Source organism: Bradyrhizobium sp. Bra78 (assembly GCF_024519855.1).
Lineage (GTDB): Bacteria > Pseudomonadota > Alphaproteobacteria > Rhizobiales > Xanthobacteraceae > Bradyrhizobium > Bradyrhizobium japonicum_G.
In genome coordinates this window covers 62,064-76,701 of record NZ_JALJRE010000006.1, presented here as the reverse complement: position 1 = coordinate 76,701, position 14,638 = coordinate 62,064, and the positions used below count along the sequence as shown (strand labels likewise).

Annotated in this window: 5 protein-coding genes; 2 read left to right on the top strand and 3 right to left on the bottom strand. The window is 63.5% G+C overall.

Annotated elements, in window-relative coordinates; genetic code table 11:
- Nucleotides 1–83: 83 nt before the first annotated feature.
- Nucleotides 84–2,315 carry a CHASE2 domain-containing protein gene (locus OC450_RS15450; protein WP_262048230.1) on the bottom strand — a complete coding sequence of 744 codons (2,232 nt, stop codon included), beginning with the start codon at nt 2,313–2,315 and terminating at the stop codon, nt 84–86.
- Nucleotides 2,316–2,439: 124 nt separating this feature from the next.
- A complete protein-coding gene (locus OC450_RS15445) occupies nt 2,440–10,596 on the bottom strand; it encodes a FecR domain-containing protein (RefSeq protein WP_410050514.1) in 8,157 nt (2,718 codons plus the stop codon).
- Nucleotides 10,597–11,224: 628 nt separating this feature from the next.
- Here OC450_RS15445 and OC450_RS15440 point away from each other — a divergent pair.
- Nucleotides 11,225–11,956: a transglutaminase-like cysteine peptidase gene (locus OC450_RS15440; RefSeq protein ID WP_211381940.1), complete on the top strand. Its 732-nt coding sequence runs from the start codon at nt 11,225–11,227 to the stop codon at nt 11,954–11,956.
- 130 nt (nt 11,957–12,086) lie between these two features.
- Nucleotides 12,087–13,211, top strand: a complete 1,125-nt coding sequence (locus tag OC450_RS15435; RefSeq protein WP_315986393.1) for a hypothetical protein — start codon at nt 12,087–12,089, stop codon at nt 13,209–13,211.
- Between the two features lie 171 nt (nt 13,212–13,382).
- Here OC450_RS15435 and OC450_RS15430 read toward each other — a convergent pair whose 3' ends face one another.
- A complete protein-coding gene (locus OC450_RS15430) occupies nt 13,383–14,582 on the bottom strand; it encodes an ABC transporter substrate-binding protein (protein WP_262048227.1) in 1,200 nt (399 codons plus the stop codon).
- Nucleotides 14,583–14,638: the final 56 nt, after the last annotated feature.

Genomic DNA, 14,638 nt, shown 5'->3' with positions numbered 1-14,638 from the left:
CGCAAAACAACGGTCGGTGGTAATGGGTCTGGCTTTCGCCAGGACGACACCGGGTGTGTGGCTACCATCCAGCCACATATTCCCTACTTCGTCAGCAGCGCATATGCCCCGGTCCACCCCTCCGCCGGCGGATTGACCTGGAACTCCTTGATGCGCACTTCGTAAAGCTTGAACAGCTTTTCCAGCGTGTCGGCATCCTCGCTCTTGCGGCCGCGCTCGATGGCGTCCAGCGCGCCTTGCCAGTCGCGGCCGCGGTAGCAGCCGAGCATCTCGATAGTGACGTTGCGCAGGCGCTGGAAGGCGCCTGAAAGCATCACGTCCTCGCGGCCGGCGATGGCGTAGATCACTTCCGGCTCGGTCTTGCCCTTGACCATGATGAAGTCGAGTTCGAGGATCGCGAACTTTTCCTTGGCGGCAAGCGCGGTCCTGGAGCCGACGATGATGGGAAAGCCGTATTCCTTGGACTGCCCCTCCAGGCGCGAGGCCAGGTTCACACTGTCGCCGAGCACCGAATAGTTCTTCTTCAGGTCGGAGCCCATGTTGCCAACCACGCCGATGCCGGTGTTGAGGCCGATGCCGACGTTGAGCGGGATGTAGACGTGGCCGCCGTCGGAGGCTTCCTGCTCGCGCTCCTTGTTGACCGCGTCGATCCGCTCCAGCATCCGGATCGCGGCTTCGCAGGCGTTGACCTCGTGCTCCTTGTCGTCGAGTGGCGCGTTCCAGAAGGCCATGATGGCGTCGCCCATGTACTTGTCGATATAGCCCTTCTGATCGATGATCACGTCGGTCAGCGGCGTCAGGAAGCGGTTCATGAGCGCAATCAGCCCTTGCGGGTCGTGCTTGTAGGTTTCCGATATGGTGGTGAAGCCGCGCACGTCGGAGAACATGATCGTCATCTCGCGTTCCTCGCCGCCGAGCACGAGCTTTTCCGGCGACTGCGCGAGTTGCTCGACCAGAACCGGCGACATGTACTGTGCGAACATGCCACGGATCTGCACGCGCTGGCGTTGCTCGCGCACGAAGCTCGCGAAGATCAGCGTCAGATAGATCGCCGTGGTCGACAGCAGCGGATAGGTGAAGTCGATGAGGTAGCGGTACTGCGCGTAGAAGAACCAGGACACGCCGACCAGGATGGCTGCAAACGCCGCACCCGCGAGCACCAGCCGCACGGGCCCAAGGTTCGGTGTGAAAATGATGACGAGCAGGCCGATGACGAGGGCGGCGAGCAGCTCGACGCCGAGTGCGTAGTTCGGCTGCGAAATCACCGCGCCGCTCAGCACGCTTTCCAGCACCTGGGCGTGGATCTCGACACCAGGCATGGCCCGCGACACCGGCGTGGTCTTGATGTCGTTGAGCCCGACGGCAGAGGTGCCGATCAGCACCAGCTTGCCGGCGATCTTGTTCGGCGGCACGGTGTTGTCGAGCACGTCGGCCGCCGAGACATAGATCGAGGGGTCCTGGGGGGCGTAATGCACCCAGATCTGGCCGTTCTTGTCGGTCGGAATCTCGACGCCCTTGAGGCGCACGGCCCGCACGCCGGTCTTGTCGGTGCGAACCAGCAGTGTCGGCGTGCCCGTTACGACGCGCAGGATCTCGAGGCTGAGTGAGGGCATGATGTTGCCCTGGGCTCGCATCACCATAGGCACGCGGCGGATCAGGCCGTCGCGCTCGGTCCTGATCGTGAACAGGCCGCGGCCGGCCGCGACCTTCTCGATGACGGGGACGTTGCGGAGCAGGCCAGGAAATTCGAACAGAAAGCGCTCGGCGCCCTCCTCGCCGACCGTCGCGACACCGGTGAACGGCAGCGTCTTGTCGAGCTCGGACGAGATCGCCGGCTGCCCGGTCTCGCCCAGCACCACGCGCGAGCGCTTGATCGCTTCGGAGAGTATCTGATCGTTGCTCGGCAATTCGCGCAGCTTGGCGCGGGTGGCGTCGTCGAGATAACGCATCTGGCCCGCGACCAGATCCGGATTCAGCCGGTCGGCCTCCGAGAATACCACGTCGAAGCCGATCGCCACCGCGCCTTGAGCCGTGAGGTTAAGGATCAGGTCGGCGATCCGCGTGCGTGGCCACGGCCACTGACCGAGCTTGGCGAGGCTCTTGTCGTCAATGTCGACGATGACGACCGGCCGCGCCGCCTTGTGGCGCGGATCGATCAATTGAAACATGTCGAAGGTGCGCAGCCGCAATTCCTGGATCGGCGGCGGATCCCATAGGCGAGCGCCGGCAAACACGACCAGCAGCGCCAGGCACATCAGCCGCGCAAAACCGAGCTTCCGCGCAAACCACCGCCGGAGGATCTTTAGACGTTTCATATCGCCCGAATTTCCCGCAGCCCGCCTTCGTCCGATGTTCGGGCGACAATACGCAATCAGCTATGTCTTTGATACCGGAATCCGCCGCAGACGAGGCGCCGCAGCCGAACCGGGGGCATGGCCGTCAAGCATGGTTCGCGACGATGAAATCGCTGGCGTGCAGGCTGCTCGCCACAAGATTCTTCACGCGGATCGACTGGTGATCGTCGAGCGTGACCAGAGTGTCGGCTCCCTGTTGCGTGATGCCGAGATCGCTGAAGGACTGGATGCCGGCAAACTTCTGCAGGTCGATCTTGTCCTGGCCCAGCTCGAAATCGAGGATCGTGCTCTGAACCGCAAGCGTCGAATTCGTGAAGGTAAACTGGTCCTGCCCGTCGGTCCCGACGAGGGTTGGTCCCGTGGGTGGATCGACGACCAGCGTGCCGCCATTGCCGTCGCTGGCGAAATCGAAGCTGTCGATGTTGTAGTTCCCGGCAAACTTGAGGATCGCGGTATCGGTCCCGTCGCTCAGCGTCAGCACGCCGCCCAGATGGTCGGCGTTCTCGGTGTAGGTCACCCCGGTCAGGCTCGAGAAGCCGATGTCCTTGAGGTCGAGGAGATCCGAATTGGCGAGGGTACCGTCACCGGCAAAGCCGTTGATGACGCCGGTGAAGTCGGCGGCGTGGTCGATCGCGAAGGTGCCGGTGGTTCCGGTTCCGTTGACGAAGATCACGTCCTCGGCGGAAGCTTCGCTGAGGTTCAGCACCGAACCGGTCTCGATCGTCATGGGTGAATCGGCAAGCGGATCGTAGACGGTGGTGCCGCCATGACCGTCGCTCTCAAGGTGCCAATTCAGGTCCCTGCCGAGGAACGACAGGGTGATGGTGGTCGCGCCGTTGTAGAAGTCGACGGTCGTGATGTTGGTGGCCTGATCGTACTGTGCCTGCGCCGACATCGAGGACGTCCAGGCGAGGTCCTTCATGTCGATCTCGTTACCGGACGAGAGCGGAGCCCCGGCCGGCGAGCCCGAGATGAGCCCGTGGAAATCCCTGGAGTGGTCCAGGATCAGCGTGCCCAGACCGTTGTCGTAATAGACGACGATTCCCGAGAACGATCCGTCGACCAGCGTCCCCGAAACAGACCCCTCGATCTCGACGACGGCCTTGTTGGAGATCTCGATCGCCCCGGTGCCGCTGACGTCGCCCTTGATGTCGATGTTCGAAACGTCGTTTCCGGAGAACGGGCCGGCCTCGATCAGACCATTGTCGACGACGTCACCGTTCACCGTGAACACGGTGCCGGGCTCGGTCTTCAGCGTCACGCCCGAGGCAACGGTGAGATCTTCGATCGTGACGCTGGTCGTGCTGTCGACGGTATAGGTCCCAGGCGCGTCGAGCTTGACGTCGTAATTGGCCGCAGGCACGCCCAGGCTCCAGTTCGACGCGTCATTCCAGGTGCCGCCCGTAGCATCGGTCCAGTGATCGGTCGGAATCAGCTCGACGTTCGTGCCGCCGCTTCCGTCGCTGCTGGTGACGAAGCGGACGTCGCTGTAGTCGCCGAGGAGGTGCAGCGTGATCGTATGCCCATGGGTGTCGCTCACGGCGAGATCGCCGGTCGAAACGTCGTAGGTCGCCGTTGTCCCGCTATCATACGTGATGGTCGACAGGTCGAGCTTGTCGGTCGCGGCGAAGCCGGCGATCGACCCGCCAAAACTCGTGGTGTCGATCTGGAGCTCGGCACCGCCGCCTTCGAAGGTCACGGTCTGCGACACCGTGGCGTTGACCTCGAGGGTCGCATTGGCCTCGATCTTGACCGAGCCTGCGCCGGACAGCGAACCGAACAGCGTCAGCGTTCCGGTGTGGACCTCGATGCTGCCGGTGTTGGTGATGGTGCCGGAGATCGACGCCGTGCCCCAGCTGTCGATGTCGTGGGAATTGGCGATGCTCAGGCCGGAGCCGGAAACCGAGGCGCCATTGAGGAGATCGATCTCGCCGGCGTTACCGATCGAGGACAGATTGCCGAACACGCTGCTGCCGGAGACGGTCCAGATACCGCCCGACTTGTTGTTGAACGTGGCGGTGGCGACTGAGATATTGCCGTTGATGTGGCCGTCATTGTTGATCGTGATAGCGCCGCCGGTCTCGACAATGGCGTAGGTCATGGCGGTCACGGTCGAGGCGACGGCGGGTCCGATCGTTCCGGTGGCGGAATTGTCGATCAGCGCGGAGCCGCCGGCCGTGTTCTCCTGGATATAGATCGCGGCGTGGGCGGTCGGCGCCACGATCGATCCGGTATTGATGATGTGGGTCGAGCCGGCCGCGCCGGCCTCGTTCTGCGTGACGCTGATGCCGGCCAGGCTCGTGCTGGTGATGCTGCCATGATTGACGATGGTGACGTCGCCATTACCGGTGGCAACGGCGGCGAGACCGACCGCGCCGGTGGCGGAGCCATCGTTGGTGACGCTGACGTTGCCGCCGCCGTGATCGAAGGCGCCGATCGCGGTGCCCGTGGCGGCGGTGATCGAGGACGTCGCGCCGGTCGTGACCGTGATATCGCCGGCGCCCCAGGTGAACGCCTCGATGCCGTAGCCGGCGTCAGCGACGATCGTCGCGTCACTCGTGACGATGACGTCGCCATTGACTGCGTTGGAGAAGGCGCTGGTGCCGCCCGGCTTATAGCCGGCGATGATCCCGCCCGGAATGGAGGTGTCGGAGTTCGCGGTCGGGCCGGAATGGATCGTGCCATGCGCCACGACGGAAATCGTGCTGTCGACGTCGGCGGCAATCGCGGTCGCATAATTGACAGCCACGATGCCCGAGCTGCCCGAAATGATGCTGTCGCCGTTTGCGAGGGTGACACTGATGTCGCCCGCATCGATGCTGTAGGCGAGGATGCCGTAGCTGGTGGTGCCCGTCACCGACGCACCGGCACCGAGCGTCACGCTGACGTCGCCGGCGCCGCCGCCGAGCGCCTGCGCCCTGATGCCTTCCTCGGCACCGACGATCATGGTGCCGGCTGCATCGTTCACCGTGACGTCGCCATTCCCGTAATTATATGCGTGAATGCCGTAACCCGCCGCGGCGGTGATGTTCGCGTGGTTGTTGACGACGACCGAGCCGTTCACGCCGGTGTTGGCGTTGCTGCCGGTGGCGGCACCGTTGTAGCCGGCCTGGATGCCGGCGGGCGCATTGCCGCTCTGGTTCTGGCTGCTGCCGGAGTTGATCGTACCGTAGGCGTTGATGGTGATGGTGCTGCCGGATGCTGCGCCGAGGGACGTCGCCCGATTGACTGCAACGATGCCGGAGCTGCCCGACGTGATGACGCTGCCGGCCTCGGTCGTGACCGCCTCGCTGCCCGAGCCGTAGCTGCGGACCCGAATGCCGTAGATCGCGCTGCCCGTGATGATGCCGCCGGCGTCGATGGTGATGTCGCCATCACCCTGGGTGACCGCGTCGATGCCGTATGCGCCGCCAATGGCGCCGCCGGTTGCCGTCAGCGAAATGTCGCCGGCGCCGTTCTGGGTGACGACAATGCCGCTCGCCGCGCCCGTCAACTTACCGGTGAGTGCGAGCATGATATCGGCCGGTGCGACATTCGTGCCGCCCGACGCGGTGAAGTCGAGCGCGTCGCCGCTCGATGTCGTGATATCGGCCGCGCCCTTGATTGTGAACGTGCCGGCTGTCGTCGACTGGCCGGCGATGGTGCCGGTGAAGCTCTGGCCCGCGGCCTTGTCGAGCTGGAGGGTATCAGTGCCGCCGGCGAAGGTAATGGTCTGGGCCGTCGCCCCCGCGAGCTCCAGCGTCGCGCCGTCGTCGATGGTCACCGAGCCGACGCCGCTGAGGCCGCCGGAAAGGTTGAGCGTTCCGGCCTGGACCTCGATGGCGCCGGTGTTGGTGACCGCGGCCGAGATCGTGTTGAGACCGGAGACCCCGTAGAGATTGCCGGCGTTGGTCAGAGACCCGCCATTGATCGAGGTGACACCGGACAGATACAGCTTCGACGTCGCGTCGACCGTGACCGTCCCGCCGCCATTGGTGATCGTGACATCGGTCAGCTTCAGGACGCCGTGGTCGATCGCCTTGATCTCGGCCGTATTCACGATCAGGTCGCCGGAGACGTCGAGTTCGCCGTTGCTCACCCGGATCAGAGCGTAATTTGTGATGGTGTGCAGCGTCACCGGATCGATCGTCAGCGTGCCGCCGGTGACAGTGATCGTGCCGGTGTTGGTGATGTCGGCGTCGTTGATCGCGCTCGTGCCGGTCGATTCCAGCGTGCCCGCGATCGTCAACGTGCCGCCGTCGATGACTGCACCGACGAGATCGAGCGTCGAGCCGGCCCCGACCGAAACCGCGCCGGTGCCGTTGGTCACCGTCATCGAGATCAGCTTCAGCGTGCCGCCATTGATCGCGGCCAGCGTGCCGGTGTTGGTGACGGCCTCATGGTCGATGTCGAGTTCGGCGCCATTGGCCTGAAGCGTGCCGGCGTTGGCGATGGTGGCCGAAGTGACGGTGGCAAGCGTCAGCAGGCCGCCGACCGCTTCGATCAGGCCGTTGTTGATGATGGCAGCATCGGTGATCGTGGTCGCCCCGGACGAATCCAGCGTGCCGGAGATCGTGAGCCCACCGCCGGTCAAGCCCACATCCGACAGCGTCAGCTTCTTGCTCGTATCGACCTTGACTGCACCATGATTGGCGATCGCACTCCCTGCAACGGTCGCATCATCGAGCGTCAGCGTGACACCGTTTTCGACCGTGACGGCGCCCTTGTTCAGGGTCGCATTGCCGTCGATCTTGCTGTTCCCGGTGACGTCGATCGCACCGCCGACCGAGCCGCTGAAATTGTTGATGGTGCCGCCGGTGATCTCGGTTCCGGACAGCGTCAGCGTCTGGCCATCGTCGACCGTGACGGTGTGGCCGGTATTGGTCAGGACATCGTTGAGCAGCGTCGCCGCGCCGGCGATCTCCAGCGTGCCGTTGTTGCTGATCGGGCCGCCCTGGATCTTGGCGCCGTCCTTGAGCTTGACGGTGTTGTTCAGCTCGATGCTGGAATTGTCGGTGATCGTCGAGCCCGACACCGTGACGCCGTCCAGCGTCAGCTTGGCGTCCGCCGTGACGATGCTCGTGCTCAGCGTCGCGCCGCCGTCGATCTTGCTGGCGCCGGTGACATCGATGGTGCCGCTGCCGTTGACGGCGCCGCCGCTGATCGTGGCATGATCCAGCATCAGCGCGGCACTACCGTCAACGATGACAGTGCCGCTCGAATTGTCGATGGTCGAGCCCTGGTCGATCGTCAGTGCACCGTTGGCCAGCACTTCGATGGTGCCGGCATTGGTGACGGTTTCGCCATCCAGCGCATTGCCGGTGCCGCTGACATTGAACGTGGTGTTGTTCTTCAGGATACCGCCGCTCAGCACGGCGTTGCCCGTCAGGTCGATCTCGCCGTTGACTGTGACAGTCCCGGCACCGCTGATCGTTGCGCCGTTCACCGTCAGCTTGCCGGTGGCATCGACGGTGACGTTGCCGGCATTGGTGACGCCGGAGCCCTGGTCGATGATCAGCCAACCATTCGCCAACACCTTGATCGTTCCGCTTGGCGTGTTGGCGACGGTCTCGTGGGCGAATTCCGCCGTGTCCTTGACGTTGACCGTGCCGGAATTGTTCAGCGTGCCGTTCTCGATCAGGCTGCTGCCTTCGAGCTCCAGCGTGCCCAGAATGGTGACGGTGCCACCATCGACCGTCGTGCCATCGACGATCAGCGTCGCGCCGGCATCGGTCTTCAGCGTGCCGCCGGCATTGTGGATCGTGGCCAACGTCTTCAGCGTGCCGCCAAATAGTTCGAGCGTGCCCGAATTGGTGATCGTGGTGCCGACGGCGAAATCGCCGCCGGCTTTGAGCGTCAGGTATCCGGCATTGCTGAGTACGCTGGTGTCCAGGATCTCGGCCAGGCCGCCGACCGACATCGTGCCAGTCGCGGCGTTCGTGAAGATCGAGTCCGCACTCATGTCGAGCGAGCCCGCGATGGTCAGCGAGCTCTGGTTGATCAGCTGCGGCGGTGGACCGCCAAAATCATTCATCGTGACCGACTTGGCATAGGCTGCCGCATCGATCGTGGCCGGAAAAGACGGCGTCAGGCCGTGCAATTGATCGGTGATGACGATGACGTCGTCGTCGATGGTCGGAACGGTGCCGGTTGCCCAGTTTGCCGCATCTTTCCAGAAGCCTCCGGAGGGAGCCTCGGGTTTCTCCGTTGCGATCCACACCACGGCAGGCGCATCGGTGCCCGTGATCGTGACGGTGATGGTCTGCTGCGAGGTGGCGCCTTGCAAATCCGTCAGCGTCACGGTGTAGATCAGCGTCAGCACCTCGCCCCTCGGAATGAAGTCGGCAAGGTAGACGGGAAGGTCGGCCAGAGACCAGTTGATGGTGCCGGTGCCGTCCCCGGTGCTGTCGGCACCGGCTGCGATCGCGACCGACATCGCGTTCTGGAACGCTGCAAGCGGACCCGGCGGAACAGTCGTGCCATCGGGCAGGGTCGCACTGGTCAGCGCCACCGACACCGTATGCTTGTCGGTGAGATCGACGTCGTCGAAGCTCAGCGTGCCCGTCGTCGGCACCTCGCTGCTGAGCGGGCCACCCGGCACGCTGGTGCCGCCCTCGAAGGTGATGGTCGGAACGCTGGTGGTGATCACCGGCTTGTCGTTGGTGCCGGTGATGGTGATGGTGATGTCGATGAACGACGTTTCGGGGTTGACCGAGAAATTGTTGTTGATGCTGACCTTGTAGGTCAGCGTCAGGGTTTCGCCGGCCGCGAGGAAGTCGAAGACGTGGTCCGGAATTGTGTAGGTCCAGACCGCCGAACCATTGTTGCTGTTGCCACCGTCGGCGGCGACGTTGATCTGGATCTGCGTCGCCGCAATGTCCTGCTTCTGAAGCGCAGAGAGCGTGCCGGTGACATCCTGCTGGCCGGCGCTCTTGTAGACGTAGTTCGGCGCACCGGCGAGATCCACGCTCACCGTCGGCCGATCGCCCAGGTTTTGATCGATGAAGGTGATTCGGCCGGAGACCGTGTCGGAATCCACGGTGTCGCCGGTCTTGTCCGCGCGCTCCGTCAGCGCAAACGCCGACGTCACATTGCCGTTGGCATCGAGACTTCGGGAAAGGGGCGGGCCGGGAACACGGGTGCTGGTCGACGGATCATGGCCGGGGCCCTGCGATCCCGGCTGATTCAGATTCGTGAAGGTCGCGGTCGCGGTGGCACCGGTGTCCGTCTTGATCACGACGATGTTGCCGGTCTGGGTGATCGAATCGGTGAAGTTCGTGGTCAGCTTGGTATTGCTGTTGTTGTCGGTGAACTTCAGTGTGAACACGTCCGTGATCAGCTTCTGAATGTCCGGCGACATCAGCGCGTTGGAGATCGAGACGTTGCCGCCGCTGATCTGGATCATCTGGCCGGCCTGATTGACCGTCGCGATCGGCAGCAGCGTGACCTTGTCGAACAGGATGTAGGAGCCGGTGGTGCCGTTCGGCTCGACCAGAACCTGGAAGCTCGCCTGCGGCTGCGGATCGCCGCCGCCGGCGGGAACGACGAAATTGATCTGGCTCAGCACGGCCGTGCCGCGGATGCCCATGGTGGCGACCGGCGTGTCGACCTTCATGTCGCCGTGCTTGGCTGTCTCGCCGGCAACGAAGGTGATGGTGCCTGCGACCAGGCTGAGCAGCGAGGAGTTGTTCGACCCGTTGGGGTCGTAGACCATCTCGTTCAGCACCATCCGCGCATTGGAGGACAGGCCGAACACGGTGCCGTCGATGAAGGTGATGCCGAGCGTCGAATCCGCACCGGTCGAGACCACATCGCCCTTCTCGACATTGTCGCCGTTGTTCAGGATGACCGAGACGCCGTTGCGGATAGCCGTGGCGCTGCCGGCGAGCTTGGTGACGTGGCCGATGACCTGCGCGGCGGCGATGCCGGACGCGGCTTGCGCATATTGGACGTGGCCGGTGAGCGCGTTGACGATGTCGCCGGTGAGATGGGCGCCATCGGGCGATGAGATCGCCGCGCGCTTGTCGCCCCTGAAATAATCGTGAACGACGAACTCGTGACCCTCATGCGACAGCACCAGATCGGCGCCGGCGCGCTTGAACTCACCGTGAAAGATCAGGTTGGGATCGGGAACGACGAACGCGCCTTCCGGCACATGCCCATGAGCCTTGGCAATGAAGGAATCGACATGGCCATCGGCGGGCGAGCGGGAACCCAGGCCGTCCAAGGAAATCGCGGCGTCAAATTTGCCAGCGTAATTCAACCGGGCACCAAAAAAAGGGTTAAAATTTAAGTAAGTATCGTTCGCCTAAACTTGCATATCATTACCAAGTCCTTAGCGAAACCATCTATTGCTTGTGTGATTTCGCATCACCAAGCGGTCGTTGCTCCCAAGCGGCAGGGCACCCGCAGAGAAGTCAAAGTAATTTTTGAAATAATGAAAAGTAAAGCGGGACTTATTCTCGCTCATTTCAAGTCACCCCATGTGTTCTATTGTAGAAATTCTACAATAGATACTTTTGTCATCTTTTTTTCGCGGTTCCCCGCAGGATCTTGCGCCAAATACGGAGCTAGATCTGTGATCCAACTAACAGAACCCGTGAAATAGCGGGTCGTTAGCCATACGGCACGGAACCAAGTTCCCTGCAACTTTTGCCTGCAATTGGTGCGAATTCGCGGCAGCCGTGCCCTCTTAGCCCCCGATAGCCCCCGAATCGTAAAACTTTACGCAATTCGAGCAGGCCCGTTTCAGCCTGTCCCCCGGTTTTGGGACCGCAGCCGGGCGCGTTAAGCAGAACAAAACGGCCCGTCTCGCACTATCTCCGCGAAAGCAACAAAGCCCGGCACGCACAGGTCGAGGGGGACCTGACGAAGCCGGAAGGGGATGTCAGATGGAGACCGCTGCTCGCTCGCGCGCCTGGCGCGCAATCCTTGTCCTGTGCGGATTGATCCTGCTCGGATCGGCCGCCGAACTTCGCGCCGGCACGCTGCTGTCGCCGGGGGCCGGCATCCTCGTGCGCAAATCCGCCGAGCCGTTCGGCGTGTTCGCCTTCGCCATCTCCGGCGGCGGCCTGCAACAGAAATGGCTCGCGCTGAAATCCAAGCTGGACGACGACATGGTGCAGCTCGCACTGTGCGACGGCGACCGGGACAATTGTGCTTCGCCCGCCGCACTGAAACTGCTCGCCATCGTCGACCAGGCCCGCAGCCGTGACGGCCGCGCCCGGCTCGGCGAAACCAATCGCGCCATCAACCTCGCCATCCGGGCAGCCAATGACGGTGCCGAGGATGTCTGGAGTTCGCCGCTCGCGACCCTCGAGCGCGGCGCCGGCGACTGCGAGGACTATGCCATTGCCAAGCTCGCCGCGTTGCGGCTCGCGGGCGTTGCCAGCGATGACCTCCGCATCGTCGTGGTGCGTGACACCCGCGCCGGGGAAGAGCATGCGGTTGTCGCCGCACGGCTCGAGGGCCACTGGCTGATGCTCGACAACCGCCGCATGGCAATGGTCGAGGACGACGCCGCACGGAGCTACCAGCCGCTGTTCGTGCTCTTCCAGTCGGCCGTGATGAAATATGTCGACGAGCCGGTGCGGATATCGCTGGTCGCCGACGAGGCACGCTGATTGATCTGGTGCCTGGATGGAGCACAGCGAATCCAGGCTGCAGGCCCGTGCCGACCACCCACCACAAACCCATTTCGCCGCGCGATCCGGAACTGCTAGCATGGCCGCGGCCATACTGGGGGCGACGGGAATGCGGTTCATCGTGCTGTCTGTGCTTGCGCTGCTGGCCTTGCCGGCAGCACCAGGCCTCGCGCAATCCGGCCCATCCGACCGCTCCGTCGCCGACAGGCTGCCGCTATTCGCCCAGAACAACTGCCAGCAGATCCGCGACCCCGGCAATCAATTGTTCTGCGGTGATCCCGAGCTTGCCGCTGCGGCCGAGAAGCTGAACTCGGGAATCGAGGCGCGGCTTGGCCGCCTGCCCGATCGCCTGCCGGCGATCGAGGAAAACGCGATCTGGGTTCGCCAGCGCAACCTCGGTTGCGGCATCGTCGGCCAGACCGCGATCCGCACCGGCGATTTCGACCGGGTGAAGGCATGTCTACTCAAGGTGACCGAGGAGCGCGCCGCGATCGTGCGCGATCCGGATTTCGACTGTCTCGCGGCCAACACCGCCGCGGGCGCGGTGATTTGTGCGGACCCGTCGCTGGCGCTTGCCGAGACCGAGTTGAACGGCCAGGTGCTCGGTTTGATCGGCAAACTCGATTCGACCGCGTCGCGCTTTGCCTTTGCCGAATATGGCCGGTGGACGCGGGAGCGCGATCGCAAATGCAATCTTGTCGGCAAGGAGAACGTCCCGCTCGGAGAGCTCGAATCCGCTGAGGACTGTCTCGCCGCATATCTGAAGCACAAGACCGACGAAATCGGCGCGGCGAAAGGCGATCCCAAGAAGGTGTTTGGCCGGCAGGTCGCAGCCCGCTCGCCCGACACAGACGCCGTCGACTTCTGCGCCGCGCGAATCCATGCGGCCAATTCCTGTGGCAATTTCCTCCGCATCACCCGCGTCTACGCCATCGACAGCCATGTGGCCGAGCAGGAGGCGCAGGTCACGGGCGAGATCGAAATGGCGGTGCTGGCGCCGTTCGCCACCTGCAGCAGGGTCGCGACCATCTGCACGGGCACTTGCTGGGACGCCGGAACGGGTCGTCCGCAGCCGGGAGCCGGCAACAAGGAGCGCTCCGCAGACGCCTTCAACGTCACGCGCCGCCTCAGGATCCAGCGAACCTTCGCCTTCGTGAAAGCCGCCGACGGCTGGCGATGCCGGGAGGACGCGCTGGCCCCGGTGAGCTCGGGCACTGCGGGCGGGGGCTCGTAGGTGTTTTCTTCCCTTCTCTCCTCGTGGAAGAAGGTGACGCGAAGCGCCGGATGAGAGGTCCTCTCCACTCGCAGGACCGTTCGTGGGGATAGAGACCCTCCCCCGGCTTCGCTGACACGATGCCACCCTCTTCCACAAGGGGAGAGGGTGCACCATCGTTGCGGCGAGAGATCAGAACATCAGATTGTCCTTCACCAGCACCCAGCGGCCGCCCTTGACCTGTTGCACCTGGGTGATGGTGCTGGCGAGATGGTCAATCTTGGAGAACTTCGTCGGAGGCGAGTTGAAGATGTCGACGAACTTGTCCCCGGATTCCAGCGCGTCGAGCATCTTCTGACCGGTCAGATCCTTGCCGGCCTTCTGCGCGTAGAAAGCGAAGGTCATGACCGCGTTGTAGCCGATGATGGCCTGGGTGTTGGCGTCCGTGCCGAACATCTTCTTGTAGGTGGCGAGCCAGTCCTTGACCTTGCCCTTGGCCGTGTCCTCGTAGGGGATCTCGAAGAGGGCGGCGGCGTAGAGGCCTTCCACGGCTTCCTTGCCGAGCATGGGCACCTCCATCACATTGGTGGGCGTGGCGCCGAGGAAGGTAACCTCCCAGCCGAGCTTCTTGGCCTCGGTCATGGCGCCGATGGGCTCACGGAGGATCGCGCCGAGCACGACGAGGTCGCAGCTGTCGGACTTCATCTTGGCGATCTGCGCGCTGAAGTCGGAGGCGCCACGCTTGTAGCTCGTGATCGAGGCCGGCTGCACCTTCATGGCGGTGAGCTGCTGGCTGAAGCCGTCGAGCACGTTTTTGCCGTACTCGTCATCCTGGTACATGATGCACGGCTTCTGGAATTTCTTCCACTCCATCATGTATTTCAGCGCCGCGCGTGTGCTCTCGACATAGGGCAGCAGGTTATTGAACTTCAGCCGCTCCTGCGGTTTGGCCGGATCGAACTTGAAGGTGAACTCGGCCGCCGTCAGCGGGAAGAGCTGAAGCACCCCCGCATCGAGCAGGATATCCTGCGCGGCGAGCACGGTCGGCGATCCCATTGCTCCCACCATCGCGAAGATCTTGTCGCGCTCGATCAGTTTCTGCGAAGCCAGCACGGCCTTCTTCGGATCGTAGCCGCTATCCTCGACGACCAGCCGAATCTTGCGGCCGTTGACGCCGCCCGCCGCGTTGACCTCCTCGACCGCCATCTTCATGCCGTTGGAGACCGGCACGCCCCAGCCCTTGATCGGGCCCGACAGATCCTGATGGGTGCCGATGACGATCTCGGATCCCGAGATGCCTTCGTTGGTGACCTTGGTTTGCGCCGCGGCCGGCAGACTGGTGAGCGCCATCGCGCCCACCGCAAGGCCGAACGCTCTCATCGATCTCGACATTGACGTCTCCTCTCCTTGGGGCCCGTATTATGCGAAGGGCGGGGGCCATCACTCCT